This is a genomic window from Salmonella sp. SAL04157 (genome assembly GCF_046551635.1).
Classification (GTDB): Bacteria; Pseudomonadota; Gammaproteobacteria; order Enterobacterales; family Enterobacteriaceae; genus Salmonella; species Salmonella enterica.
This window is the reverse complement of record NZ_JBGDVS010000003.1, coordinates 18,237-43,940: the sequence shown is the minus strand read 5'-3', so window position 1 is coordinate 43,940 and position 25,704 is coordinate 18,237. Positions and strand designations below refer to the sequence as shown.

At 51.2% G+C, this 25,704-nt stretch carries 23 protein-coding genes and 3 pseudogenes; 13 read left to right on the top strand and 13 right to left on the bottom strand.

Annotated elements, in window-relative coordinates; translation table 11 throughout:
• Positions 1–38 precede the first annotated feature (38 nt).
• Both cobO and ACLJRE_RS06885 read right to left on the bottom strand, forming a co-directional pair.
• Positions 39–629: a cob(I)yrinic acid a,c-diamide adenosyltransferase gene (gene cobO / locus ACLJRE_RS06890; protein WP_001278865.1), complete on the bottom strand. Its 591-nt coding sequence runs from the start codon at positions 627–629 to the stop codon at positions 39–41.
• Positions 626–1,387 (bottom strand): YciK family oxidoreductase, encoded by a 762-nt coding sequence (locus tag ACLJRE_RS06885; RefSeq protein ID WP_000559309.1) that lies wholly within the window; start codon positions 1,385–1,387, stop codon positions 626–628. The genes cobO and ACLJRE_RS06885 overlap by 4 nt, the downstream gene beginning before the upstream one ends.
• A gap of 237 nt (positions 1,388–1,624) precedes the next feature.
• On the opposite strand from ACLJRE_RS06885, the gene sohB reads away from it, so the two are divergent.
• On the top strand, positions 1,625–2,671 hold the full coding sequence (gene sohB, locus ACLJRE_RS06880) for a protease SohB (RefSeq protein WP_000422082.1): 1,047 nt from the start codon (positions 1,625–1,627) through the stop codon (positions 2,669–2,671).
• Between the two features lie 41 nt (positions 2,672–2,712).
• On the opposite strand, the gene ACLJRE_RS06875 is transcribed toward sohB, so the two are convergent.
• The gene (locus ACLJRE_RS06875; RefSeq protein ID WP_000548616.1) at positions 2,713–2,964 is read right to left on the bottom strand and encodes a YciN family protein; all 252 of its coding nucleotides are present in this window, start codon (positions 2,962–2,964) and stop codon (positions 2,713–2,715) included.
• 402 nt (positions 2,965–3,366) lie between these two features.
• On the opposite strand from ACLJRE_RS06875, the gene topA reads away from it, so the two are divergent.
• From topA to acnA, 6 genes are all read left to right on the top strand, one after another.
• Positions 3,367–5,964, top strand: a complete 2,598-nt coding sequence (topA, locus tag ACLJRE_RS06870) for a type I DNA topoisomerase (protein ID WP_410957345.1) — start codon at positions 3,367–3,369, stop codon at positions 5,962–5,964.
• A gap of 403 nt (positions 5,965–6,367) precedes the next feature.
• Complete coding sequence (gene cysB, locus ACLJRE_RS06865; protein WP_000776232.1) at positions 6,368–7,342, top strand: HTH-type transcriptional regulator CysB; 975 nt, start codon at positions 6,368–6,370, stop codon at positions 7,340–7,342.
• 280 nt (positions 7,343–7,622) lie between these two features.
• The gene (locus ACLJRE_RS06860; protein ID WP_213083417.1) at positions 7,623–7,763 is read left to right on the top strand and encodes a YmiA family putative membrane protein; all 141 of its coding nucleotides are present in this window, start codon (positions 7,623–7,625) and stop codon (positions 7,761–7,763) included.
• Positions 7,764–7,934: a hypothetical protein gene (locus ACLJRE_RS06855; protein ID WP_000029025.1), complete on the top strand. Its 171-nt coding sequence runs from the start codon at positions 7,764–7,766 to the stop codon at positions 7,932–7,934. It begins immediately after the preceding gene.
• Positions 7,935–8,043: 109 nt separating this feature from the next.
• Positions 8,044–8,136, top strand: coding sequence for a small membrane protein YmiC (gene ymiC, locus ACLJRE_RS06850; RefSeq protein ID WP_223148964.1), 93 nt, complete (start codon positions 8,044–8,046; stop codon positions 8,134–8,136).
• 182 nt (positions 8,137–8,318) lie between these two features.
• The gene (acnA, locus tag ACLJRE_RS06845; RefSeq protein WP_023212464.1) at positions 8,319–10,994 is read left to right on the top strand and encodes an aconitate hydratase AcnA; all 2,676 of its coding nucleotides are present in this window, start codon (positions 8,319–8,321) and stop codon (positions 10,992–10,994) included.
• 55 nt (positions 10,995–11,049) lie between these two features.
• Here acnA and ribA read toward each other — a convergent pair whose 3' ends face one another.
• The gene (gene ribA, locus ACLJRE_RS06840; protein ID WP_001176283.1) at positions 11,050–11,640 is read right to left on the bottom strand and encodes a GTP cyclohydrolase II; all 591 of its coding nucleotides are present in this window, start codon (positions 11,638–11,640) and stop codon (positions 11,050–11,052) included.
• Between the two features lie 195 nt (positions 11,641–11,835).
• Here ribA and pgpB point away from each other — a divergent pair, with 195 nt between their 5' ends.
• The 5 genes from pgpB to yciH all read left to right on the top strand — a co-directional run bounded on the left by pgpB (position 11,836) and on the right by yciH (position 15,488).
• Complete coding sequence (gene pgpB, locus ACLJRE_RS06835) at positions 11,836–12,600, top strand: phosphatidylglycerophosphatase B (RefSeq protein WP_000948651.1); 765 nt, start codon at positions 11,836–11,838, stop codon at positions 12,598–12,600.
• Positions 12,601–12,749: 149 nt separating this feature from the next.
• Positions 12,750–13,058: a LapA family protein gene (locus ACLJRE_RS06830; RefSeq protein ID WP_000876301.1), complete on the top strand. Its 309-nt coding sequence runs from the start codon at positions 12,750–12,752 to the stop codon at positions 13,056–13,058.
• A gap of 6 nt (positions 13,059–13,064) precedes the next feature.
• The gene (lapB, locus tag ACLJRE_RS06825; protein WP_000891378.1) at positions 13,065–14,234 is read left to right on the top strand and encodes a lipopolysaccharide assembly protein LapB; all 1,170 of its coding nucleotides are present in this window, start codon (positions 13,065–13,067) and stop codon (positions 14,232–14,234) included.
• Positions 14,235–14,424: 190 nt separating this feature from the next.
• Complete coding sequence (gene pyrF, locus ACLJRE_RS06820) at positions 14,425–15,162, top strand: orotidine-5'-phosphate decarboxylase (RefSeq protein WP_023212463.1); 738 nt, start codon at positions 14,425–14,427, stop codon at positions 15,160–15,162.
• Positions 15,162–15,488 carry a stress response translation initiation inhibitor YciH gene (gene yciH / locus ACLJRE_RS06815; RefSeq protein WP_001285199.1) on the top strand — a complete coding sequence of 109 codons (327 nt, stop codon included), beginning with the start codon at positions 15,162–15,164 and terminating at the stop codon, positions 15,486–15,488. Before pyrF ends, yciH begins: the two co-directional genes overlap by 1 nt.
• 119 nt (positions 15,489–15,607) lie before the next feature.
• Here the strand turns inward: yciH and osmB are convergent, their stop codons facing one another.
• The 9 genes and pseudogenes from osmB to ACLJRE_RS06770 all read right to left on the bottom strand — a co-directional run bounded on the left by osmB (position 15,608) and on the right by ACLJRE_RS06770 (position 24,185).
• On the bottom strand, positions 15,608–15,826 hold the full coding sequence (osmB, locus tag ACLJRE_RS06810; protein ID WP_000481166.1) for an osmotically-inducible lipoprotein OsmB: 219 nt from the start codon (positions 15,824–15,826) through the stop codon (positions 15,608–15,610).
• A 258-nt stretch (positions 15,827–16,084) separates the two neighbouring features.
• The gene (locus tag ACLJRE_RS06805; protein WP_001088594.1) at positions 16,085–16,837 is read right to left on the bottom strand and encodes a DNA-binding transcriptional regulator YciT; all 753 of its coding nucleotides are present in this window, start codon (positions 16,835–16,837) and stop codon (positions 16,085–16,087) included.
• Positions 16,838–16,923: 86 nt separating this feature from the next.
• The gene (locus ACLJRE_RS06800; protein WP_001279854.1) at positions 16,924–17,103 is read right to left on the bottom strand and encodes a hypothetical protein; all 180 of its coding nucleotides are present in this window, start codon (positions 17,101–17,103) and stop codon (positions 16,924–16,926) included.
• A 121-nt stretch (positions 17,104–17,224) separates the two neighbouring features.
• On the bottom strand, positions 17,225–19,207 hold the full coding sequence (gene pdeR / locus ACLJRE_RS06795) for a cyclic di-GMP phosphodiesterase (RefSeq protein WP_000977604.1): 1,983 nt from the start codon (positions 19,205–19,207) through the stop codon (positions 17,225–17,227).
• A 261-nt stretch (positions 19,208–19,468) separates the two neighbouring features.
• Positions 19,469–21,403, bottom strand: a complete 1,935-nt coding sequence (locus ACLJRE_RS06790; protein WP_000485041.1) for an exoribonuclease II — start codon at positions 21,401–21,403, stop codon at positions 19,469–19,471.
• A gap of 244 nt (positions 21,404–21,647) precedes the next feature.
• Positions 21,648–22,625, bottom strand: a pseudogene (locus ACLJRE_RS06785) (CMD domain-containing protein); the annotation flags it as partial.
• Positions 22,626–22,824: 199 nt separating this feature from the next.
• Positions 22,825–23,613: an enoyl-ACP reductase FabI gene (gene fabI, locus ACLJRE_RS06780; protein ID WP_260769181.1), complete on the bottom strand. Its 789-nt coding sequence runs from the start codon at positions 23,611–23,613 to the stop codon at positions 22,825–22,827.
• A 117-nt stretch (positions 23,614–23,730) separates the two neighbouring features.
• A pseudogene (locus tag ACLJRE_RS06775) lies at positions 23,731–24,031 on the bottom strand (hypothetical protein).
• Between the two features lie 13 nt (positions 24,032–24,044).
• Entirely contained in the window at positions 24,045–24,185 is a 141-nt protein-coding gene (locus tag ACLJRE_RS06770; protein WP_043942882.1) for a hypothetical protein, read from the bottom strand.
• A 34-nt stretch (positions 24,186–24,219) separates the two neighbouring features.
• Between ACLJRE_RS06770 and steC the strand changes: the two are divergent.
• Positions 24,220–25,593: pseudogene (steC, locus tag ACLJRE_RS06765) on the top strand (SPI-2 type III secretion system effector kinase SteC).
• The last annotated feature ends 111 nt before the right edge of the window (positions 25,594–25,704 follow it).

Genomic DNA, 25,704 nt, shown 5'->3' with positions numbered 1-25,704 from the left:
GCCGGATGGCGGCGCAAACGCCTTAATCCGGCCTACGGTTAATAATCAATTCCCATCTGGGCTTTTACGCCCGCGTCAAAAGCATGTTTAACCGGACGCAGTTCGCTGACGGTATCCGCAAGATCAAGAATATCCCGATGACAGCCGCGACCTGTAATAATCACCGTCTGGTGACCAGGGCGCGCGTTTAGCGCGCTTATGACCTCTTCCAGCGGCAAATAGTCATACGCCACCATATAGGTCAGCTCATCCAGTACCACCATATCAAGCAGCGGGTCGGCCAGCATCCTTTTCCCATGCTGCCAAACGGCCATACATGCTGCGGTGTCTGCCTCGCGATTTTGCGTCTCCCAGGTAAATCCCGTTGCCATCACCTGAAATTCGACGCCATGCGGTTCCAGCAGATTACGCTCGCCGTTGGGCCAGGTGCCCTTAATAAATTGCACCACGCCTACGCTTTTACCGTGTCCTACGGCGCGGGCGGCAGTCCCGAAAGCCGCCGTGGTTTTGCCCTTACCATTGCCAGTAAACACGATAATAATACCGCGCTCTTCCTGTGCCTGGGCGACGCGGGCGTCAACCCGATCTTTTACCTTCTGCTGGCGCTGCTGATAGCGTTCATCACTCATTGGGCGATTCCTGGTTTACGGCCCGGTTGGGCGTCAAAGGTCATACCGGTTTTACGGCGACTGTCGTCGCCCATAAGCCACAGGTAAAGCGGCATAATATCGGCAGGCGTTTTTAATTTCTGTGGATCTTCCGTCGGAAAGGCGCTGGCGCGCATACCGGTGCGCGTGCCGCCCGGGTTAATGCAGTTAACACGTAGAGAACGGTTCTGGTATTCGTCCGCCAGCACCTGCATCATTCCTTCAGTAGCAAACTTCGAGGTGGCATAGGCGCCCCAGTTGGCGCGCCCCTGACGGCCAACGCTTGATGACGTAAAGACCAGCGAGCCGGCATCGGACTTCAATAATAACGGTAACAGCGCCTGGGTGAGCATAAAGGTGGCGTTAACGTTTACCTGCATGACATCCTGCCAGATCTGCGGATCTTGTTCGCTCATTGGACCGATTTCCCCCAGTAACCCGGCATTGTGCAGGACGCCATCCAGGCGGGGATAGTGCGCGGCGATGCGGTCGGCCACTTGCCGGCACTCTTCAGCGGTGCAGGTCAGCAGATCGAGCGTAAACCACTGTGGTTGAACATGTTGCTCGTCAGCAATGTGCTGCGCGACCCGACGCAGTTTCTCTTCGTTGCGTCCCAGCAGAATCACCGTTGCGCCGTAACGCGCATACGTAAGCGCGGCTTCCCGCCCAATGCCATCGCTGGCGCCAGTGACCAGAATAATGCGGTTTTGCAATAGATCTTGTTTCGGTTGGTAATGCATGGCTACTCCTCAACGGCGTGGTGCACCGTCCTGCCAGGTTGTCTTATCTTCGCGTTAACTTTTCGGGTTTATGCCTGAAAGCGCCTTTTTTTTCAATCAGACAGGGGCGATAACGCCGTAAAATGAACGTCTTGTCATACTTTTTCTTCCTCAACAGGCATACGGATGAAGAGAGACTGGCTTCGATGCCTGTTGTACACTGAGCGCAAGTCGCGTTATTTAATCAAGGTGGGAGTCGTGGAATTGTTGTCTGAATATGGCTTATTTTTGGCAAAAATCGTCACTGTTGTGGTGGCCATTGCCGTCATTGTGTTGCTGATCGTGAATGCTACGCAACGCAAACGTCAGCGCGGCGAGCTGCGCGTGACCAATTTGAGCGAGCAGTATCAGGAGATGAAGGATGACCTTGCTGCGGCGTTGATGGATGGCCATCAGCAAAAACTGTGGCATAAAGCGCAGAAAAAAAAGCATAAGCAGGAGGCGAAAGCCGCCAAAGCGAAAGCGAAGCTGGGGGACATTGCGACATCGGACAAACCGCGCGTATGGGTGATAGATTTCAAAGGCAGTATGGACGCTCACGAAGTTAATGCGTTACGCGAAGAGGTCACGGCGGTGCTGGCAGTGGCGAAACCCGGCGATCGGGCGGTTGTGCGTCTGGAAAGCCCCGGCGGCGTTGTGCATGGCTATGGCCTGGCGGCATCGCAATTGCAGCGCCTGCGCGATAAAAATATTCCGCTGACCGTGACGGTGGATAAAGTCGCGGCAAGCGGAGGCTACATGATGGCCTGCGTGGCGGAAAAAATTATTGCGGCGCCGTTCGCTATTGTGGGGTCAATTGGTGTTGTCGCGCAAATTCCGAACTTTAACCGCTTTCTCAAAAGTAAAGACATTGATATTGAACTGCATACCGCAGGGCAGTACAAACGTACCCTGACATTGTTAGGCGAGAATACGGAAGAAGGGCGGCAGAAGTTTCGTGAAGATCTCAACGAAACGCACCATCTGTTCAAAGAGTTTGTGCAGCGGATGCGTCCGGCTCTGGACATTGAACAGGTCGCCACGGGCGAACACTGGTACGGTCAGCAGGCGCTGGAGAAAGGACTGGTTGATGAGATTAACACCAGCGATGAGGTTATCCTCGGCCTGATGGAAGGGCGTGAGGTGCTGAATGTGCGCTATATGCAGCGTAAAAAACTGATCGATCGTGTTACCGGCAGCGCGGCGGAAAGCGCGGATCGGCTGCTGCTGCGCTGGTGGCAGCGTGGACAAAAACCGTTGATGTAAACCGCTATTGCCGGATGGCATTCAGCGCCATCCGGCATGGATTAATCCACCAGGTGATACTTCTCAGACAGCACATGCGCCAGGTGTTTAAACATGTTAAACACCGCGGTGCTTTTAGGGGTCGGTAACCCTTGCTCGTCTAAAAAGTAATCGCCGCTGAAAACCAGCACGCCATTTCTCTGCGTTACGCCGGTGGCGACAATACCTGCCATCGTGTCTTCATGTTCCCGAATAATTTTGTTGGCTTCAAGCAACAGTGTTTCGCGATCGATAGGTTGCGTCTCTTTATGCATTTTTTACTCCTTAAACAAGGAGATTAGTCTACGCTGAGCACTTCTGATGGGCAAATATTCTCACAGGAAATTGATGGATTTGTCATGTTGCGTTCACTGGCAAGATTTGTTTTTGCATGCTAATAAAGTTGCGTATCGAATTTTATCAGGTACAGTGTGACGCTTTCGTCAATCTGGCAACAGAATTGCTTGACATTCGACCAAAATTCCGTCGTGCTATAGCGCGTGTGTGCAAAAAAGCCTGTTAACTCAGTCACCTGAGGGTTACATTTCGTACACAAAGCCAGTACAAGGGGTTGATATCCGCAGACGCAGAGACCATATATCGTTGTCTCGTCGCCAGTGGAAGGTGAATCAACGTGCGACGCATTCCTGGAAGAATCAACTTAGGTAAAGGTGAATATGGGTAAAGCTCTTGTCATCGTTGAGTCCCCGGCAAAAGCCAAAACGATCAACAAGTATCTGGGTAATGACTACGTGGTGAAATCCAGCGTGGGTCATATCCGTGATTTGCCGACCAGTGGCTCAGCAGCTAAAAAGAGCGCCGACTCTACCTCCACCAAAACGGCTAAAAAGCCCAAAAAGGATGAACGTGGCGCTCTCGTCAACCGTATGGGGGTTGATCCGTGGCACAACTGGGATGCGCACTATGAAGTGCTGCCCGGTAAAGAGAAGGTCGTCTCTGAACTGAAACAGTTGGCGGAAAAAGCCGACCACATCTATCTCGCAACCGACCTTGACCGCGAAGGGGAAGCCATTGCATGGCACCTGCGGGAAGTGATCGGCGGCGATGACGCGCGCTACAGTCGCGTAGTCTTTAACGAAATAACCAAAAATGCCATTCGCCAGGCGTTTGAACAGCCGGGCGAGCTGAACATTAACAGGGTCAACGCCCAGCAAGCGCGCCGCTTTATGGACCGCGTGGTAGGCTATATGGTCTCGCCGTTGCTGTGGAAAAAGATCGCCCGTGGTTTGTCGGCAGGTCGCGTTCAGTCTGTCGCGGTCCGTCTGGTCGTTGAGCGCGAGCGCGAGATTAAAGCGTTTGTTCCGGAAGAGTTCTGGGAAATTGACGCTAATACGACGACGCCGTCTGGCGAGGCGCTACCGCTACAGGTCACGCATCAGAACGACAAGCCATTCCGGCCGGTAAATCGCGAGCAGACGCTTGCCGCCGTCAGCTTGCTGGAAAAAGCCAGCTATAGCGTGCTGGAGCGAGAAGACAAGCCGACCAGCAGCAAGCCAGGCGCGCCGTTTATCACCTCCACGCTACAGCAGGCGGCCAGCACCCGGCTGGGCTTTGGCGTGAAGAAAACCATGATGATGGCGCAGCGTCTGTATGAGGCGGGCTACATCACCTATATGCGTACAGACTCCACCAACCTGAGTCAGGATGCGGTCAACATGGTGCGCGGTTATATTGGCGATAATTTCGGCAAGAAATACCTGCCGGATAACCCGAACCAGTACGCCAGCAAAGAAAACTCTCAGGAAGCGCACGAAGCGATCCGTCCTTCCGACGTTGCTGTCATGGCGGAGTCGCTGAAAGACATGGAGGCTGACGCGCAGAAGTTGTATCAACTAATTTGGCGTCAGTTTGTCGCCTGTCAGATGACGCCAGCACAATATGACTCTACTACGCTTACCGTTGGCGCAGGCGAGTTCCGCCTGAAAGCGCGTGGGCGTATTTTGCGCTTTGACGGCTGGACAAAAGTGATGCCGGCGCTGCGTAAAGGCGATGAAGATCGCACATTGCCTACCGTGAATAAGGGCGATGCGCTGACGCTACTTGAATTGACGCCTGCTCAGCACTTTACTAAACCGCCAGCCCGGTTTAGCGAGGCTTCTCTGGTTAAAGAGCTTGAGAAGCGCGGTATTGGTCGTCCGTCTACCTATGCGTCGATTATCTCGACCATTCAGGATCGCGGCTATGTTCGCGTTGAAAACCGTCGTTTCTATGCGGAAAAAATGGGTGAAATCGTCACCGATCGGCTGGAAGAAAACTTCCGCGAATTGATGAACTACGATTTTACCGCGCAGATGGAAGATAGTCTGGATCAGGTTGCAAATCACCAGGCCGAGTGGAAAGCGGTACTGGATAACTTCTTCAGCGATTTTACTCAGCAGCTCGATAAAGCCGAGAAAGATCCGGAAGAAGGGGGGATGCGCCCTAACCAGATGGTGCTGACCAGCATCGACTGTCCAACCTGTGGCCGTAAAATGGGAATTCGTACTGCCAGTACGGGGGTTTTCCTTGGATGTTCAGGTTATGCGCTTTCGCCGAAAGAGCGTTGTAAAACGACCATTAACCTGGTGCCGGAAAATGAAGTTCTGAACGTGCTGGAAGGCGACGACGCCGAAACCAACGCCCTGCGCGCCAAGCGTCGCTGTCAGAAGTGTGGTACGGCGATGGACAGCTATCTGATCGATCCGAAGCGTAAATTGCATGTGTGTGGTAATAACCCGACCTGTGACGGCTACGAGATTGAAGAAGGCGAGTTCCGCATCAAAGGGTATGACGGTCCGATCGTTGAGTGTGAGAAATGTGGTTCCGAAATGCACCTGAAAATGGGGCGTTTTGGTAAGTACATGGCCTGTACTAACGACGAATGTAAAAACACCCGTAAGATCTTGCGTAACGGCGAAGTTGCGCCGCCGAAGGAAGATCCTGTTCCATTGCCGGAACTGCCGTGTGAAAAATCGGACGCGTACTTTGTGCTGCGCGATGGCGCCGCAGGGATATTCCTGGCGGCCAACACGTTCCCGAAATCACGCGAAACGCGCGCGCCATTAGTCGAGGAGCTTTACCGGTTCCGCGATCGCCTGCCGGAAAAACTGCGTTATCTGGCGGATGCGCCGCAGCAGGATCCAGAAGGTAATAAAACCATTGTTCGCTTTAGCCGCAAAACAAAACAGCAGTACGTTGCGGCGGAAAAAGACGGGAAGGCGACGGGATGGTCAGCGTTCTTCGTCGACGGCAAGTGGGTTGAAGGCAAGAAATAACCCCTGCCTGTCGTCACTATAGTCAAGCGGGCCGCGTAAGCGGCCCTTTTTTATATACCCTTCATATTTAAAGTGGCTTATGTGTTGGCTACGGATTACTCGGCCCATCCATGGGCCTCGTCCTGACGGGCCGTCGCACGCGACGTTCAAATCTGCTCCCGGCAGATTTGTCGCTCATCCCAGTCACCTTATGCTCCTGGGGACTCACTCTCTTGCCGCCTTTAAGCACTCGAATTATTTTGGGTATAGCGGCCTTATTATTTTATCGCGCTGGCTATACAGTTCAGATATAAATGATATAGTGGTTATAGTTAACACCTTTTTTATTATTAAATCGTATTAGCAGCCCGATTAAGTCTGCAGATAAACGATGGCCTGATGGCGCTAATCTGGATGATGTATTATGAAATTGCAGCAGCTTCGTTACATTGTTGAAGTGGTTAATCATAACCTTAACGTCTCCTCTACCGCTGAGGGGTTGTATACTTCCCAGCCGGGGATCAGCAAGCAGGTTAGGATGCTGGAAGATGAGCTTGGCATCCAGATTTTCGCCCGCAGCGGTAAGCATCTGACTCAGGTGACGCCCGCAGGACAGGAGATTATTCGTATTGCGCGTGAGGTGCTTTCCAAAGTCGATGCCATTAAGTCGGTCGCCGGCGAGCACACCTGGCCGGATAAAGGCTCGCTCTATATTGCCACTACCCATACTCAGGCGCGTTACGCATTGCCAGGCGTGATTAAAGGCTTCATCGAGCGTTATCCGCGCGTTTCGCTGCATATGCACCAGGGGTCGCCAACGCAGATTGCGGAAGCGGTATCGAAAGGGAACGCCGATTTCGCGATTGCCACGGAAGCGCTGCATTTATATGACGATCTGGTGATGTTGCCATGCTATCACTGGAACCGTTCGATAGTGGTGACGCCGGATCATCCATTGGCGGCAACGTCTTCCGTAACGATTGAAGCGCTGGCGAAGTATCCGCTGGTGACGTATACCTTCGGCTTTACCGGGCGTTCCGAACTGGATACCGCTTTTAATCGCGCAGGGTTAACGCCGCGGATCGTCTTTACTGCAACCGATGCGGATGTGATTAAAACGTATGTCAGGTTGGGGCTGGGCGTTGGCGTCATTGCCAGCATGGCGGTCGATCCGCTTGCCGATCCTGATTTAGTGCGGATTGACGCGCACGATATTTTTAGCCACAGCACCACAAAAATTGGTTTTCGCCGTAGTACTTTTTTACGCAGCTATATGTACGATTTTATCCAGCGTTTTGCGCCGCATCTGACGCGTGATGTGGTGGATACGGCGGTGGCGTTGCGTTCTAATGAAGAAATTGAAGCGATGTTTCAGGATATAAAGCTGCCTGAAAAGTAATAGCACCGTCGGTTTGCGTCGTAGTGGCATGGCAGACAAAGCCGCTTTTTGCAATATCCCTCAAAGTATTACGGGTAATGATCAGCAAAATAGTGTTGAATTACCCGTCCCGCCAGTTTCTTTTTCCAAATAGTTATCTTGAGTCAAAAGATTGATTTATTCACTGGCAACGATTCGTAAATTGACTGGATTTTTGACTAAAGTTTATTTAGGATTTGTCTCATCTGATGATTAATTGTACCGATTGTTTGGTGCTGAAATGATAAGTGATACCGATAGCATGAGGTTAGTAATGCCTTCTGAAAACCAGGAACCGCGCCGCGACCCTGAGCTCAAACGTAAAGCATGGCTGGCGGTTTTTGTGGGTTCTGCGTTGTTCTGGGTAGTGGTAGCGCTTGTTATCTGGCATTGGTGGGGTTAAGTGAGCATTACGTCGGAACGCGAGCGCGTGGTCGCGCCCCCGATTCAATCTTGTGACGATGATAACACCCCGGATACGACCGTTTTTCGGTCTGTTCCGCAACACTGGACGCTCACACCGCAGCAGCGGGCATTTATTGATGCTTTTGCTGATGAGGTGTCACAAAAATAATATCCGTCTTTTTATTGGCGTTATTGTTTTATTAACGCTGTCTTATTACACCGCAGCAACCGTGTGCTGAGCGCCTCTCAGTATTGATTAAACACAGTTGGTGTCGCCTATGTTAACGTCAAATATAAAGTATTGGTCATGGACTGGCGCGTTTATATTATCGCTACTGTTCTGGGCCGAGTTAATCTGGATTGCCGTCTAATCTCGTCAAAGCCCGATAATGCGCTATTTATCGGGCTTTTTCATCTTCGCTCCTCGCCTGTTAGGTTTCTCCTCTTTTAGCAATTTGGGTTGTTATCAAAACGTTACATTTTGTTTGTGTTATCTTTAATACAACCCTGTGGAGAATCAGGGTAACGCAACCCTGTCATTTAAGGAGGAGCTATGTCGTCAACCCTACGAGAAGCCAGTAAGGATACATTGCAGGCCAAAGATAAAACGTATCATTACTACAGTCTGCCGCTGGCTGCCAAATCCCTGGGCGATATCGCCCGTTTGCCCAAATCACTTAAAGTGTTACTGGAAAACCTGTTGCGCTGGCAGGACGGCGAATCTGTGACTGATGAAGATATTCAGGCGCTGGCCGGTTGGCTTAAAAATGCCCATGCCGATCGTGAAATTGCCTGGCGGCCCGCCCGTGTCCTGATGCAGGACTTTACCGGCGTGCCTGCCGTTGTCGACCTGGCGGCGATGCGTGAAGCCGTTAAACGCCTCGGCGGCGATACGTCGAAAGTGAACCCGTTATCGCCGGTTGATCTGGTTATTGACCACTCTGTGACGGTCGATCATTTCGGCGATGACGATGCGTTTGAAGAAAACGTGCGGCTGGAAATGGAACGTAACCATGAGCGTTATATGTTCCTGAAATGGGGAAAGCAGGCATTCAGTCGTTTCAGCGTGGTGCCACCCGGAACCGGCATTTGCCATCAGGTTAACCTGGAATACCTGGGTAAAGCCGTCTGGAGCGAATTACAGGACGGGGAGTGGATTGCTTACCCGGACTCGCTGGTGGGGACTGACTCCCATACGACCATGATTAATGGTCTGGGCGTATTGGGGTGGGGCGTGGGCGGTATTGAAGCGGAAGCGGCGATGCTTGGTCAGCCCGTGTCGATGCTTATCCCGGATGTCGTCGGCTTTAAGTTAACCGGTAAACTTCGGGAGGGGATCACTGCCACTGACCTGGTGCTAACCGTCACGCAAATGCTGCGTAAGCATGGCGTCGTGGGTAAATTTGTTGAATTTTATGGTGATGGTCTGGATTCGCTGCCGTTGGCGGATCGCGCGACCATCGCTAATATGTCGCCGGAATATGGCGCCACCTGTGGTTTCTTCCCTATTGACGCCATTACCCTGGAATATATGCGATTAAGCGGACGTAGCGACGATCTGGTCGAGCTGGTTGAAGCCTACGCGAAGGCGCAGGGAATGTGGCGTAATCCCGGAGACGAACCGGTATTTACCAGTACGCTGGAACTGGATATGGGCGATGTCGAGGCCAGCCTGGCCGGGCCGAAACGCCCGCAGGATCGCGTAGCGTTAGGCGATGTGCCGAAAGCCTTTGCCGCCAGCGCCGAGCTGGAGCTGAATACCGCGCAAAGAGATCGCCAGCCGGTTGACTATACGATGAACGGACAGCCATATCAGCTTCCTGATGGCGCTGTCGTCATTGCCGCCATCACCTCCTGTACGAATACCTCGAATCCCAGCGTGCTGATGGCTGCGGGATTACTGGCGAAAAAGGCAGTAACGCTGGGGTTGAAGCGTCAACCTTGGGTCAAGGCTTCTCTGGCGCCGGGGTCAAAAGTGGTATCTGACTATCTGGCGCAGGCCAAACTTACGCCTTACCTGGATGAGCTCGGTTTTAACCTGGTCGGTTATGGCTGTACGACCTGTATCGGGAACTCCGGTCCGTTGCCGGAGCCTATTGAGACCGCGATTAAAAAAGGCGATCTGACGGTAGGGGCCGTGCTTTCCGGTAACCGAAATTTTGAAGGGCGTATCCATCCGCTGGTGAAAACGAACTGGCTGGCGTCGCCGCCGCTGGTGGTGGCGTATGCGCTGGCCGGAAACATGAATATTAACCTCGCGACAGACCCGCTGGGGTACGATCGTAAAGGCGATCCGGTATACCTGAAGGATATCTGGCCTTCAGCGCAGGAAATTGCCCGCGCCGTTGAACTGGTATCATCGGATATGTTCCGTAAAGAGTATGCGGAAGTGTTTGAGGGCACGGACGAATGGAAATCGATTCAGGTTGAATCGTCCGATACCTACGGATGGCAGTCGGATTCAACCTATATTCGCCTGTCGCCTTTCTTTGATGAAATGCAGGCCCAGCCTGCGCCCGTCAAAGATATCCACGGCGCGCGTATCCTGGCGATGCTGGGTGATTCGGTGACGACCGACCATATTTCCCCGGCCGGCAGTATCAAGCCGGACAGTCCCGCCGGACGCTATCTGCAAAATCACGGCGTTGAGCGGAAGGATTTTAACTCTTATGGATCACGGCGCGGTAACCATGAAGTGATGATGCGCGGTACGTTCGCCAATATTCGTATTCGCAACGAAATGCTGCCCGGCGTCGAAGGTGGGATGACGCGGCATTTGCCGGGTACGGAAGCGATGTCGATTTATGATGCCGCGATGCTCTACCAGCAGGAAAAAACGCCGCTGGCGGTGATTGCCGGGAAAGAGTATGGGTCGGGATCGAGCCGTGACTGGGCGGCAAAAGGTCCGCGGCTGTTAGGTATCCGCGTGGTGATCGCCGAGTCGTTCGAACGTATCCACCGCTCAAACCTGATTGGGATGGGGATCCTGCCGCTGGAGTTTCCACAGGGCGTAACGCGTAAAACGCTGGGACTGACCGGGGAAGAGGTGATTGATATCGCGGATCTGCAAAACCTGCGCCCTGGCGCGACCATTCCGGTTATGTTAACGAGAGCGGACGGCAGCAAAGAAACGGTACCTTGTCGCTGTCGCATTGATACCGCCACCGAGCTGACTTACTACCAGAATGACGGCATATTGCACTATGTCATTAGAAATATGCTGAACTAAAGCCGTTTATCGGGCCTGCCGTAAACAGGCAGGCCCGCGCTTTAATACCGGTGGCTTACTTGTTTAGCAGGTGACCCATTTTGGCCGCTTTAGTATCGAGATAATGCTCATTATTTGGATTACGACCCACAATGAGCGGAACGCGTTCCACGATATTAATTCCCGCCTCGGTCAGTATTTCGACTTTCTTCGGATTATTGGTCAGCAGGCGAACTTCATCCACGCCGAGTAATTTGAACATATCCGCGCACAGGGTGAAATCACGCTCATCGGCGGCAAAGCCGAGCTGATGATTGGCCTCCACCGTGTCATAGCCTTGATCCTGTAACGCATAAGCGCGAATTTTATTAAGCAGGCCGATATTGCGGCCTTCCTGACGGTGGTAAATCAGAATACCGCGTCCTTCTTCCGCAATATGCGTCAGCGCGGCTTCCAGTTGAAAACCACAATCACAGCGCAGACTAAAAAGCGCGTCCCCGGTAAGACATTCGGAATGAACGCGAGCCAAGACCGGCGTTTTACCTGAAATATCGCCAAAAACCAGCGCGGCATGGTCGTGTCCGGTTGCCAGTTCTTCAAATCCCACCATCAGAAAGTCACCCAATGGGGTTGGCAGTTTGGCTTCTGCCACACGTTTAAGCTGCATGTATTTCTCCAGATTATGCTGACGCCTGCGGTGTCGTCGCCTGTTGGATTGTATCCCGCTATTTTGCCATAAGGCGGCGGTCATCACCTAATCACTACCACGTAATTGCTCAGGAATGGCACAAATTTGTCAATTTTCCAGTCCGGCGAGAATTTTCAGTTATGATTGTGATACTTACTTATAAAAGGAGCATCCATGCTTTCAATTGCGAGGCGCACCGCGGCAGGCGCAGCCCTGTTGCTTATCATGCCGCTTGCCGTATGGGTATCAGGCTGGCAGTGGCAGCCAGGACATCAGGTCTGGTGGCTAAAAACGCTATTCTGGATAACGGAAACCGTGACCAAACCCTGGGGCGTTATCACGCATGTGATTCTTTGTGGATGGTTCTTATGGTGCCTGCGATTTCGCCTGCGCGCCGCCATTATGCTGTTTGCGATTCTCGGTGGGGCGATTATCGTCGGGCAGGGCGTGAAGTCATGGGTAAAGGAGCGCGTACAGGAGCCGCGGCCATTTGTGGTCTGGCTTGAAAAAACGCACCATATTCCCGTCGATGAGTTCTACACTTTAAAGCGTACAGAACGCGGACATTTAGTGAAAGAGCAGTTGGCCGGGCAACAGAACATCCCCGTTTTCCTGCGTCAGCACTGGCAAAAAGAGACGGGTTTTGCGTTTCCCTCCGGACATACCATGTTTGCAGCGAGCTGGGCGCTTTTGGCCGTGGGTCTGTTATGGCCGCGCAGACGGACTTTCACCATCGCGTTTTTGTTAGTCTGGGCAACCGGCGTAATGGGCAGCCGTTTGCTTCTGGGAATGCACTGGCCGCGAGATTTAGTGGTCGCCACGCTTATCTCCTGGCTATTAGTTACCCTGGCGACCTGGCTGGCGCAGCGAATTTGCGGGCCGCTTATGCCGCCTCGTGAAGAAGCGCAAGAAATTGCTGAACGCGAGCAGGAAAGCTGACAACGGTTGATTTTCTGACTATTGCCCTTAAATCATCTGATGGCGGGCGCATTTCCATTTCGCGCGAGGCGGGAAAATGGTAATTTAGAAGGCTGGATGCGGTAAGTTGGACACGATTTATTCGCGCAAACCACATAACGGGAAGTAATGTGAAATATTTACTCATTTTCTTACTGGTATTGGCGATTTTTGTTATTTCGGTGACGCTGGGCGCGCAGAATGATCAACAGGTGACGTTTAACTACCTGCTGGCGCAAGGGGAGTATCGTATCTCCACGTTGCTTGCTGTGTTGTTCGCCGTCGGTTTTGCGATTGGCTGGCTGATTTGCGGCCTGTTCTGGCTGCGGGTCCGCGTTTCCCTTGCCCGTGCTGAACGTAAAATTAAACGACTGGAAAACAAGCTTTCGCCAGCAACCGACGTTGCGGTCCCTGCCGATTCGTCGGTTGTAAAGGAATAATCATTTATGTTGGAGTTGTTATTTCTGCTGTTGCCTGTAGCCGCTGCCTATGGGTGGTATATGGGTCGCAGAAGTGCGCAACAAACAAAACAGGATGAAGCTAACCGCCTGTCGCGCGATTATGTCGCAGGGGTTAACTTCCTGCTGAGTAACCAACAAGATAAAGCGGTGGATCTGTTCCTCGATATGCTTAAAGAGGATACCGGCACCGTTGAGGCTCATCTCACTCTCGGTAATCTGTTTCGCTCACGAGGCGAAGTCGATCGCGCCATTCGTATTCATCAAACGCTCATGGAAAGCGCTTCATTGACCTATGAACAGCGTTTACTGGCTGTTCAGCAACTGGGGCGCGACTATATGGCCGCCGGTTTATATGACCGCGCGGAAGATATGTTTAACCAACTTACCGACGAAACGGAATTTCGCGTAGGCGCGTTACAGCAGCTCTTGCAAATCTATCAGCTAACCAGCGACTGGCAAAAGGCGATCGAAGTAGCAGAACGGCTGGTGAAACTGGGCAAAGATAAACAGCGTATCGAAATCGCCCATTTTTACTGTGAGTTAGCGTTACAGCAAATGGGCAACGACGACATGGATCGCGCGATGGCGTTGCTGAAAAAAGGTGCCGCCGCAGATAAAAATAGCGCCCGGGTGTCTATCATGATGGGGCGCGTTTATATGGCGAGAGGGGATTACGCCAAAGCGGTCGAAAGCCTGCAACGTGTGATCGTTCAGGATAAAGAGCTGGTCAGCGAAACGCTGGAGATGCTGCAAACCTGTTATCAACAGCTCGGTAAAAATGCCGAGTGGGCGGAGTTTTTACGTCGCGCCGTTGAGGAGAATACCGGTGCTGGCGCTGAGTTAATGCTTGCCGATATTCTGGAAGCGCGTGAAGGTAGTGACGCAGCTCAAGTCTATATCACACGTCAGCTACAGCGACATCCTACCATGCGGGTGTTCCATAAGCTGATGGATTACCATCTCAACGAGGCGGAAGAAGGGCGAGCGAAAGAAAGCCTGATGGTACTGCGTGATATGGTTGGCGAGCAGGTGCGCAGTAAACCGCGGTATCGTTGTCAGAAATGCGGTTTTACCGCCTATACCTTGTACTGGCACTGTCCGTCCTGCCGGGCATGGTCGACCATTAAACCTATTCGCGGACTTGATGGGCAGTAGTATATAAAAAAAGCTTCACTTTAGTTACAACATACTTAATGATGTAAAACTAAAAACAACGCTGGCATCGGCGACCAAGGCTTATCAGGTTGTCAATCGAACCTATTAATTTCCCTGCGCCGCAGGTAGAATGCACGCCGTTTATCCAATTTGCGCCACTTCCGGTGCCCATCATCAAGAAGGTCTGGTCATGACGTTTACTGCTTCATCTTCTTCCTGCGCTATTACTGAATCGCCTGTCGTTGTGGCGTTGGATTACCATGAACGCGATAAAGCCCTGGCGTTTGTCGATAAAATCGATCCTCGCGATTGTCGCTTAAAAGTAGGCAAAGAGATGTTCACGCTGTTTGGTCCACAGCTCGTTCGGGATCTCCAGCAGCGTGGGTTTGATGTCTTTCTTGATCTAAAATTTCATGATATTCCCAACACCACGGCCCGGGCAGTCGCCGCAGCGGCAGACCTGGGCGTCTGGATGGTAAACGTTCACGCGTCTGGCGGGGCGAGAATGATGGCCGCAGCGCGCGACGCGCTGGCGCCATTCGGTAAAGATGCGCCGTTGCTCATTGCCGTGACCGTGTTGACCAGTATGGAAACCTGCGATCTGCGCGATCTGGGCGTGACGTTGTCACCGGCGGAACATGCGGAGCGGCTGGCGCGCCTGACGCAGCAATGCGGGCTGGATGGCGTGGTCTGTTCCGCTCAGGAAGCGGTCAGATTTAAACAGGTCTTTGGCACTGCATTTAAGCTGGTGACGCCGGGCATTCGGCCCGCAGGCAGCGAGGCAGGCGATCAGCGACGCATTATGACGCCCGAACAGGCATTATCCGCCGGCGTCGACTATATGGTGATTGGCCGCCCGGTTACGCAATCGGTAGATCCGGCGCAAACGCTGAAGGATATTAACGCGTCACTGAAACGGGAGGCATAATGAGCGATTCCAATAGTCGTCTGGTTTATTCAACACAGACGGGGCGCATTGAAGAACCTAAAACGGCGCCGGTTCGTCCCAAAGGGGATGGTATCGTTCGCATTCAGCGTCAAACCAGTGGCCGTAAGGGTAAAGGCGTATGTTTGATTACCGGTATCGAGATGAATGATGCGGAATTAACCAAACTGGCGGCTGAACTGAAGAAAAAATGCGGCTGTGGCGGGGCAGTAAAAGAAGGGATTATTGAAATTCAGGGTGATAAACGCGACTTGATAAAATCATTGCTGGAAGCTAAAGGAATGAAAGTAAAATTAGCTGGCGGCTAATGAAAACGCCACGGTTGTAAATTACCGTGGCGTAAAAGTCAACTTTGTCTATTTTTGTAATCCAGACCTGAAAAGAATAAACGTATTATTTTGAGCCGTTCAATATTTAAACGTCTGGATTATTTTCCAACCTGGTGACCAATCACGCCGCCGACCGCCGCGCCGCCCAGGGTGCCTAATGTACTGCCGTCCGTTAACACTGCGCCGCCTAACGCCCCCGCACCTGCGCCAATAGCCGTGTTGCGATCGCGCTTGGACCAGTTTGAGCAGGCGCTCAGAGACATTGCTACGGTGATTGCCAGCACAGCAGCGGCCATTTTTTTGCTCGTCATAAACATAATACTCTCTCCTGAATTAACGATTCACGGAATTAAGCTCACTATAACTATAGTTAAAATAAAACCTGTTAAGAGATTTTCCGTAAAACCTGATTGCGCAGGGGTATATCACGCAGGTGATAGTCACTTCCTGTTATTTCGCTAATATTAATTTTACGACGTTACGCTCGTTACAACAGGTAAATAGTCTTAATTGGGATGTCAGAAAAGTCTTAGAGAGAGGATGATTTGCCATAGGGCAAACCATCGGGAAATATTTTAAACGGATGAGCCAATAACATTGACTAGCAGCCCTGCATGTTCTAACTGCATTTGATCGCTGGCGGAAATTCTGGAATCCGTAATGACACGATGGAAGCGAGAGAGCGGGCCCAGGGGATAGGGATGCACACAGCCAAATTTGGAGCTGTCGGTGAGGACAATCGCTTCTGAGCCTTTTTCCAGAACAGCGTTAACCACATCCGATCGCATCATATCGCGTCCGGTAAAGCCGGTATCAGCCTGCCAGCCATCAATACCGATAAATGCTTTGCTGAAATGCACTTGATGGATAAACTGTCGCGTCAACGGCCCTACCATGCTTTCACTTTTTTTCTGATAGATTCCACCGAGGAGAATGACTTCGCAAGGAGTTTCTTTGAGCAGATGCGCGATATAACTGCTCACGGTGATGATCGTGACATCTTTTTGTTCCGCCAACGTCCGGGCCAATAGCGCATTGCTGCTGCCATTTTCAATAAAAACGGATTCCCCTGGACTGACCAGCGAGGCGGCGAACTCCGCCAGTCGGCGTTTTAGCGTGTAGTTCGTCATCATGCGAGTCTCTACGTCATCGCTCTCAAGCGAAACGGCGAAACCGTGCGCACGGCGTAAATAGCTCTGCTTTTCCAGGGTATTCAGATCCTGACGAATCGTGACTTCAGATACGCCGGTAATTTTCGCCAGTTCAGCAACGCTCATCTGGCCTTTATCAACCACCATTTGCAAAATTGATTGTTGTCGGGAGTTCATAGTATTAATTTTATACGTTAAGAGGAGTCAACAGACAGTTAGAGAGCCGGGAAGGGCTAACGGCCATCCCGGACAAATTATCGCTATCAGATTTCCCAGGGCGACCCGGGAGCCTGGGATGGCGAGATACCGTCTTTAACCTGATCTAACAGCTCTGCTCTCAATATTTCAAGGTTATTGATGGCCGAGTGGTAATCGCCAGCAACAAGGATATCCAGCACGGTATCAATGCGTGCGGCAATTCGTTGTGCTTCGATATCAGACATGTTTGTCATCCTTAATGTCAGAAAAGGTTTCAATTCATGATGCAGAAATTAATCTGAAAAGAGAAGGGAAAAATAGGGCTATGCCTGTCTGCACAGGCTGTTCTCCCTATTATCGTCGCCATTAACGCATTTTTTTCGTCTGATAACGTTTGTACCAGCGTTCAAAAGAAACGGCGGGCATAGGTTTGGCGAATAAAAAACCCTGTCGTTCATTGACGCCGTTTTTTGTCAGGAAGGCATCTTCTTTAGCATTTTCTACACCTTCGGCAATCACTTGTAAATTTAGCGCCTGAGCCACCGCGACAATCGCCCTAACCAGAGATTGCGACAGCGGTTGCTTATGGATATCTCTGACGAAAGCCTGATCCAGTTTAACGGCATCAATAGGGAACCGGGCGAGTTGAGAAAGCGAAGAATACCCGGTGCCAAAATCATCCAGATGGATCTGAGCGCCGAGCTGACTAAATTGCTGGATAACCGATAGCGCCAGCGTGTCGTTTTCGATCAGGCAGCTTTCCGTTAGCTCGACATCGATCGGGCAATACTCAAAATTCAGATCGTACAAAGCCTGTTTAAGCGCAGTAAAAAGCGTCTGGTCGGCCAGTTGTCGCGCCGAAAAGTTAACGGCTACGCGCAAGTTAATCCCCTTATCGCGCCATTTCGCAATCTGGCGAACCACATCCAGAATCACCCAGCGGCCCAGCGGGACGATGAGTCCTGACTCTTCGGCGTATGAGATGAACTCCAGCGGCGGAATTAATCCGCGTTCCGGCGATTGCCAGCGTACCAGCGCTTCCAGGCTACGTACTTCGCCGCGCCAGGTAATTTTGGGCTGATAGTGAATAAGTAACTGGTCGTTTTCCAGTGCTTTTCGCAGGTTTGTATCCAGCCAGTGATAGTCAAATACGCGCTGATTCATTTCCGGCGAAAAAACGCAGAACTGACCGCGGCCGCCTTCTTTGGCGTTATACATTGCGGTGTCGGCAGTGCGAATGAGACTTTCGCTGTCCTGTCCGTGCCGGGGGGCCAACGAAATGCCAATGGCGCATCCCGTGTAAACTTCAATGAGTCCAATACGAAACGGTTGCCGCAGACGGGTAAGGATTCGTGAGGCTACTGCTTCCAGCGCGGCCTGAGACGTATGGGCAGCGAGGACAATGAATTCATCTCCCCCCAGTCTGGCCAGCAATTGATCTTCCTCCAGACAACTCAACAGCGCCAGCGAAACGGCCTGTAAGAGCTGATCGCCAAACATATGCCCATAGGCGTCATTAATTTTCTTGAAGTTATCCAGATCGAGATAAACGATACCCACTTGCGACTCGCCAGCCGAGGCAATAGCATGATTAATAAATTCATGAATAGCATTGCGATTGGGCAGGCCGGTGACGGTGTCTGTATTCGCCAGTATGCGTAAACGCTCCTGAGCCCGCCTTTCTTCGGTGATATCCGTGCCTGCGCAGATCAGGAAAATTTCGTTTTTTCCGCTACCGTTATGGACGAATTTATTACGAAATAAGAACAGGCGTTGGCCTTTACGGGTCTTTATCCAGCGTTCGATTTCATAGGCATTGCCATTGCGAAAAAAATTCTCAATGTAGTGCCGGGAGGCAACCGCCTCCCGGCGACTCATAAATAATTTAAAGACGCTTTGACCAATTACATCTCGCTCTTTTAAGCCCGTGTACTCTTCGCATGACCGATTAAATCGACAGATTTTTCCCCGACTATCCAGTATCGCAATGACTGAGTTGGCTTCTGATACGATTTGCTCGGCAAAAGAGAGTTCCTGCGCCTGCGTTGGCGTGACGGCAGGCGTATCAGGCCAGGTTGCCAGGCTGCCAGCCCATTCACGGTTATTAATCTTACGGCCTACCAGGTGTACTGCGGTAACCTGTTTTTCTATCAACAACGTTATCAGCAGACTGGACGTAATCGCCGTTATTTCCCGGATACGCCCGGCTTGCTCCGGCGATAGCTCGACCGTTTTTTCTGCATCCGTTTCACCTGTCGGGGATAGATACAGCACATTGCGGTCATCAGCCAGACGCCAGTGAGAGTGAAGGGGACTTAGCGCCGTTTGTTCCTGAATCTGTTTCATCATGCATACCATCCCATTTAAGCGCCAGGTGCCCGAAAAGAAAGGTTAGCCATGTTATACATAGGGTTAATTATGGCTGAACGTATTGTTTTATCTATGTATTCATATGTAATCCAGATTCTGGAAAAAGCATAGTCGCCAGCTAAAAATAACAAGAAATGGGGCGCTTGAATAAGATTAAACGCAGAGCATGACGGAAGGGAGAAGAAGAAAAGAAACGGCCTTTGCCTTCTCAGCAAAGGCCGTTGAGCGAGCTAAGCGTGGTTACGCTGCCGGTCGGGCAATAATGCTGCGGGTTTCCATGCGAACTTCCGCAATAGTGACATCAATGACATCCGTCACTTTATAAACCGTCTCACCTTTAATCTGTACCGTACCGTTTTCCTGGCTGCATACCAGTTCATCGCGAACGGCGTGCAGGAACGGGGCAGGGATAAAGGCGATAGCGCCGTTATCGACCAGTCGCACACGCATACCACCGCGGCTGACGTCAATAATTTCTGCCGCGAAACGGGTATTTGTCCCCGCCTTATCGTTAAGGAAGCGTGCATATAACCAGTCGCCGACATCGCGCTCCGCCATACGGTTCAGGCGACGGCGTTCCGCCATTTGCTGGGTGATATCTTCCTGCGGACGCGCAATAGCCTCCCCCTTGATGACCGCTTTCAGCAGGCGATGGTTAATCATATCGCCATACTTACGGATGGGAGAGGTCCAGGTGGCGTAAGCCTCAAGACCAAGACCGAAATGCGGCCCCGGCTCGGTGCTGATTTCCGCAAAAGACTGGAAGCGACGAATGCGGCTGTCAAGGAAACCGGAGGGCTGCGCATCCAGTTCGCGACGCAGTTTACAGAAGCCTTCCAGCGTCAGCACCTCTTCGGCATCGACATGAAGACCATGCGTTTTCAGCAGTGCGGCCAGCGCGTCGGCATTCGCGGGATCGAAGCCCGTATGTACGTTGTAAATACCGAAACCGAGCTTATCGCGCAGTACGCGCGCGGCGCAAAGGTTAGCGGCGATCATCGACTCTTCTACGATACGGTTAGCGATACGGCGCGGTTCCGCCACAATATCCAGTACTTCGCCTTTTTCGCCAAGCACAAAGCGGTAATCCGGGCGGTCTTTAAAGACTAACGCATGATGATGACGCCACTCACTGCGGCTTAGACAAATACGGTGCAACAGACGAATCTGCTGGGCAATGCCTTCGTTATCCGGCTGCCAGGTGCCGTTATTTTCCAGCCAGTCGGAGACATTGTCGTACGCCAGCTTGGCCTTCGATTCGATCGTGGCCGCAAAAAAGGCGATATCATCGTCAATGGTGCCGTCTGCGGCGATTATCATGCGACAGGCGAGCGCCGGACGCACTTCGTTGGCGCGCAGCGAGCACAGATCGTCAGACAGCTCACGCGGCAGCATAGGAATATTGAAGCCCGGCAGGTAGTTGGTGAAGGCGCGAATTTTCGCGGCGTTATCCAGCTTACTGCCTTCGGCAATCCAGGCGGTAGGATCGGCGATAGCCACCGTAAGCTGGAGTCTGCCGTCCGCTAATTCCTCAGCATAAAGCGCGTCATCCATATCTTCAGTGCTGGCGCTATCGATAGTGACGAAATTCAGCGCGGTAAGATCCTGGCGCTCCAGCCCTTCGTCCAGCATCTCCGTCGCTACGCCGTTCGGCGCTTCTTTTTCCAGGTTGTGGCGGGCAAGCGTAACCCACCAGGGAACAAAGTGATCGTCGGCAAAGGTGATGTACTGCGTTAAATCGGCGTAAAACGAACGGTCGCCTTTAAGCGGATGGCGGCGCATTTCGGCAACCGCCCAGTCACCTTCTTTGAACTCATGCTGAACGCCGCGCGCGGCGCGGCAGGGAATCGCGTCTTTCAGCAACGGATGATCCGGCACGATGGACAGGCGGTCATTTTTACCCTGAACTTTTCCCACAAAGCGCGTCAGGAACGGTTCGATCAGTTCTTCCGGCTCGGCAGACTCCCGTTCTTTTTCCGTGTGGATGACCGCGACGATACGATCGCCATGCATCACTTTTTTCATCTGCGGCGGAGGAATGAAATAGCTTTTTTGCGCGTCAACCTCAAGGAAACCAAAGCCTTTTTCCGTGGCTTTTACGACCCCTTCAGCGCGCGGCGTCTGGGAATGCAGTTGCTGTTTAAGCTGCGCTAGCAGCGGGTTGTCCTGAAACATATTCGTCTATTTTCGTAGCCAAAAGAGCGGCTGACAGTTTTACGCGATTCTGCCTGGCGCAGCAAGCGCTCTTTCAGTAATGGATGAGTTAATAGGTTTCGCCCAACGCGATTTTTAAACGATTTAACCATCCGCACACGCCGCACCAGCCTAACATATTAATGGCCTGCTCCGATGAAACTCCCCTGGTGAGTAGCGGGAAAAAATGCGCGGCGCTAAAGCGATCGGGCGCTCTGGTGAGCCATTGTATCGCCTGTGTCAGCGCAGGCTCAAGCTCCCAACGAGCGATGTCGTCGTCTTCCTGGCGTAACGTGATGACAGCGCGACGCCACGCGCCAGGTTGGGTTGCCTGTTCGTTAAAGCAGGCGGCGCTGCCGTTGATACGTGATGTGAGGAGCGTGATAAGTGGAAGTAAAGAAGGGGGTGACGCGGTGTGTAATGTGCTGGTCAGTATGCGCTCGAGTAACGCGAATGAAGACGGATCGCGGATGAGTACCGGCGCCATTATTTGGCATTGTGAAGACGAATATTGCCGCCGAACTTTGGTATGGGCTGGAGAATATTCTACCAGACTGGCGGCGGGCCGCCATGTCGTCTGGGGGTTTTGAAACCGCGCGGCCCTGGCAAAGCGCTGCATCTCCTGGCCGGGCAGTTCGCGCACGGGCAGACGACAAAACGCCTGAAATATCGCCGCTACCCGCGCCTGAAAACCGATAAACCCAATGATCTGATTGATGAGTACGGTATCCCGGGCGGTTAATCCCACCTCTGCAAGCTGTTCACGGGCCCGCGTATTGATAACGGAGGGGGAGCCGGCAAGCTGACGAGCGTATTGCGTAATTTGCGCCAGCCGTTGATTGCTCTCTCTTGAGGCATCAGGGCCGGGTAGCGGCGCCAGACGAGCGGCATAATAGCGGCACAAACGCTGAACCCCAAATACCTGAGCGGCGGTCAGCGCGGTGCTCATACGTTCATAGGCGCTAAATGTATGAAGCCGGTCGTTGAGAACCGTGCGGGGAAATAAGACATCCGCCAACTGGCGAGCTGGCTTTAACCATGATTCAAAAGGCGTCAACGCGGTTTTTGCTACCGCTAAATCCAGTAAAAATCGATCGTTAACATACGCGGCTTCCGGCATCAGCGAAAGCGGGGTTTGTGACGACATAGTGGATTGTGTTTCATGATACCAGTGGCTTTTACCCGCTTTTCGGCATTGTTCCATAGGGTTTCCCGAGGATGAAATGGCGATCGATAATGATTCGGCGTCGGATCGTTTATGCTGGATTATCCTGGCGTATGCGGGAAAGGGATGAAAGATTGTTAGGTGATAACAAATATCAGAACGCTATATAACGAGATGAGTGGTGAGTGAGGGGAATGGGGCAGCACAGCCGTGCTGCCCGCTAATAAACTTAATGCGCTTATTTGAGTTCCAGTTCATTCATTGCCGCAATGCTGAACCCGCCGTCAACATGGACGACTTCGCCAGAAATGCCTGCCGAGAGATCGGAGCACAGAAACGCCGCTGAGTTACCCACATCTTCAATGGTCACGGTGCGACGAATTGGCGTAACGGCTTCACAATGCGCCAGCATTTTACGGAAGTCTTTAATACCGGACGCCGCCAGCGTGCGGATTGGACCCGCAGAGATGGCGTTGACGCGAACCCCTTCCGATCCCATAGCATTTGCCATATAACGCACGTTAGCTTCCAGAGAGGCTTTCGCCAGACCCATGACATTGTAGTTCGGGATGGCGCGCTCCGCTCCCAGATAAGACAAGGTCAACAGCGCAGAACCCGGATTCAGCATGGTGCGGCAGGCTTTCGCCATGGCAACAAAGCTGTAAGAGCTAATATCGTGAGCGATTTTAAAGCCTTCGCGGGTAACTGCATTAACATAATCGCCGTCCAGCTGATCGCCAGGCGCGAAACCGATCGAGTGTACGAAACCGTCAAATTTCGGCCAAACGTTACCCAGCTCTGCAAACATAGCGTCAATGCTGGCATCTTCAGCGACATCACACGGTAAAACGATGCTGGAACCCAGCTGGGCAGCAAATTCTTCTACGCGGCCTTTCAGTTTGTCGTTCTGGTAGGTGAACGCCAGTTCAGCTCCTTCGCGGTGCATCGCCTGTGCGATACCGTAGGCGATGGACAGTTTACTGGCCACGCCAGTGACCAGAATGCGCTTACCGGAAAGAAAACCCATAGCTTTAATCCTTATAGTCATTGCTTATTTTTTGCTTTTACGAACAATGGTTAACAGCAACTTTTCAACATTATTCGAAATTAGTCTGAAATTATATCTCACTCCTGACCCCGTGTGTCACGCTATTTTTCCGCTGCTATCTCCAGCTGGTGACGTTCTAAAACCACACGATAACGAAGTCCCTGAGGATTTTGAGCACTCCCCAGGGCCAAACTGGCAAATCAAAGAGTCTAATGGGACAGGCCCTACGCTGCAGTATACCAGCTGGTGTAAGGTTCGCCTCATCCAACCAGAGACACCGGGACGGATAGCAAGTACGCATAGCGATGCACCTTCCACCAGACAAATAAAGGTTCTGTAGGAAGCCTGAATATTCATCCGAATGGTTTACCTCACCTATTAGCGATGTTATGGACATGTAATTTTAACCATCAAATGCTTAACAAAAATAATTTCTTTTTTAGGTGCTGAAGGTTTTCTCTATTTATTGATGCAGAGTAATACTTAATATGAAAAATTTTGGAAATCAGGTGATTACAGTAGTTACAAATCGGGTTTTTATATGTTTGCATGTGTATTATAATAAATTTTCAGAGGATGAGACATATGCCGTTTACATTTCAGATCGGAAATCATAGTTGTCAGATATCAGAAAAGTATTTAAGAGATATCATTGATCATAAAAAAGAGCATGTTTTTTCAACGTATGAGAAATTCATAGATTTTTTCAGGAATATATTTACCAGTCGAAGTTTAATCTCTGATTATAGAGAAATATATAATCTACTGTGCCAAAAAAACGAGCGTCCCGATATTTCGAAGCCTTTCTCGCTACGACCATTTTCGAGGCGAGATGAAGACTGTACACGATGGCGCCCCCTTCTTGGATATATTAAACTTATTGATGCCTCCAGACCTGAAACAATGGATAAATACACTGTATAGGTATTAGCACATCAAGAAAATATGTTACTACTACAGATGTTTTACGATGGAGTATTAGTGACCGAGACGGAGTGTTCTGAGCGTTGCGTCGATTTTTTAAAAGAAACGATGTTTAATTATAATAATGGGGAAATTACGCTTGCCGCTTTAGATAATGATAACCAGCCGCCGAGCGAAGCAGGTAGTAATGGAGTCTATGAGGCTTTTGAGCAACGTTTGATAGACTTCCTGACCACGCCCGCCATGGCGTCTGGTGATGAGAGCGGCGATACTGATCAGACGGATGCATCACAACCAGCGGCAATAGAGGCGTTTATTAACTCGTCGGAGTTTAAAAAAAATATCCGCATGCATGATATTGAAAAAAATAAAATAGGTAGCGGAAGTTATGGGACAGTCTATCTGTTAAATGATGAGTTTGTTGTTAAGATTCCAATTAATGAGCGGGGAATAAAAGTGGATGTTAACTCTCCGGAACATCGTAATTGTCATCCTGATCGTGTCAGTAAGTATTTGAATATGGCCAATGGCGACAAGGATTTTTCTCGTTCGGCCATCATGAATATTAATGGTAAAGACGTTACGGTTTTAGTTTCAAAATATATTCAAGGTCAGGAGTTCGATATTGAAGATGAAGATAACTATCGAATGGCGGAGGCGCTTCTTGAATCCCGGGGGGTTTATATGCATGATATAGATAACTTAGGTAATATTCTGGTTAAAGAGGGGGTACTTTTCTTTGTGGATGGCGATCAAATCGTGCTGTCACAAGAATCCCGGCAACAGCGAAGCGCTTCTCTTGCAACAACACAATTGGAAGAGCAAATTAAGGCCCGTTACCTGATAAAATTAAAGCAGGCCGAGACCGAAGGAAATACTGAAGATATTGAATATTATAAGTCACTTATTACAGAGCTTGATGAGTTAATCGGAGAGGAAGAACAGACACCTGCGTCAGGAAGACGTTTTAAACTAGCCGCGCCGGAGGAAGGGACTCTTGTGGCTAAAGTATTAAAGGATGAATTAAAAAAATAGCATTTAGTTCCGTTCTTTTCTGCGAATCGCCGGGGCTCATTCGCTACAGATTTGCCGATCAATTATTGAGAGTTGCTATTCGTTTAAAGGTCGTTCAGGGGATCTGGACAG

Excerpts from the sequence above, each read along its gene's own strand:
- cobO (WP_001278865.1), bottom strand. The coding sequence starts at position 629 with ATGAGTGATGAACGCTATCAGCAGCGCCAGCAGAAGGTAAAAGATCGG.
- ACLJRE_RS06885 (WP_000559309.1), bottom strand. The coding sequence starts at position 1,387 with ATGCATTACCAACCGAAACAAGATCTATTGCAAAACCGCATTATTCTG.
- ACLJRE_RS06875 (WP_000548616.1), bottom strand. The coding sequence starts at position 2,964 with ATGCATAAAGAGACGCAACCTATCGATCGCGAAACACTGTTGCTTGAA.
- topA (WP_410957345.1), top strand. The coding sequence starts at position 3,367 with ATGGGTAAAGCTCTTGTCATCGTTGAGTCCCCGGCAAAAGCCAAAACG.
- cysB (WP_000776232.1), top strand. The coding sequence starts at position 6,368 with ATGAAATTGCAGCAGCTTCGTTACATTGTTGAAGTGGTTAATCATAAC.
- ACLJRE_RS06860 (WP_213083417.1), top strand. The coding sequence starts at position 7,623 with ATGAGGTTAGTAATGCCTTCTGAAAACCAGGAACCGCGCCGCGACCCT.
- ymiC (WP_223148964.1), top strand. The coding sequence starts at position 8,044 with ATGTTAACGTCAAATATAAAGTATTGGTCATGGACTGGCGCGTTTATA.
- acnA (WP_023212464.1), top strand. The coding sequence starts at position 8,319 with ATGTCGTCAACCCTACGAGAAGCCAGTAAGGATACATTGCAGGCCAAA.
- ribA (WP_001176283.1), bottom strand. The coding sequence starts at position 11,640 with ATGCAGCTTAAACGTGTGGCAGAAGCCAAACTGCCAACCCCATTGGGT.
- pgpB (WP_000948651.1), top strand. The coding sequence starts at position 11,836 with ATGCTTTCAATTGCGAGGCGCACCGCGGCAGGCGCAGCCCTGTTGCTT.
- lapB (WP_000891378.1), top strand. The coding sequence starts at position 13,065 with ATGTTGGAGTTGTTATTTCTGCTGTTGCCTGTAGCCGCTGCCTATGGG.
- pyrF (WP_023212463.1), top strand. The coding sequence starts at position 14,425 with ATGACGTTTACTGCTTCATCTTCTTCCTGCGCTATTACTGAATCGCCT.
- yciH (WP_001285199.1), top strand. The coding sequence starts at position 15,162 with ATGAGCGATTCCAATAGTCGTCTGGTTTATTCAACACAGACGGGGCGC.
- osmB (WP_000481166.1), bottom strand. The coding sequence starts at position 15,826 with ATGTTTATGACGAGCAAAAAAATGGCCGCTGCTGTGCTGGCAATCACC.
- ACLJRE_RS06805 (WP_001088594.1), bottom strand. The coding sequence starts at position 16,837 with ATGAACTCCCGACAACAATCAATTTTGCAAATGGTGGTTGATAAAGGC.
- ACLJRE_RS06800 (WP_001279854.1), bottom strand. The coding sequence starts at position 17,103 with ATGTCTGATATCGAAGCACAACGAATTGCCGCACGCATTGATACCGTG.
- pdeR (WP_000977604.1), bottom strand. The coding sequence starts at position 19,207 with ATGATGAAACAGATTCAGGAACAAACGGCGCTAAGTCCCCTTCACTCT.
- ACLJRE_RS06790 (WP_000485041.1), bottom strand. The coding sequence starts at position 21,403 with ATGTTTCAGGACAACCCGCTGCTAGCGCAGCTTAAACAGCAACTGCAT.
- fabI (WP_260769181.1), bottom strand. The coding sequence starts at position 23,613 with ATGGGTTTTCTTTCCGGTAAGCGCATTCTGGTCACTGGCGTGGCCAGT.
- ACLJRE_RS06770 (WP_043942882.1), bottom strand. The coding sequence starts at position 24,185 with ATGCAAACATATAAAAACCCGATTTGTAACTACTGTAATCACCTGATT.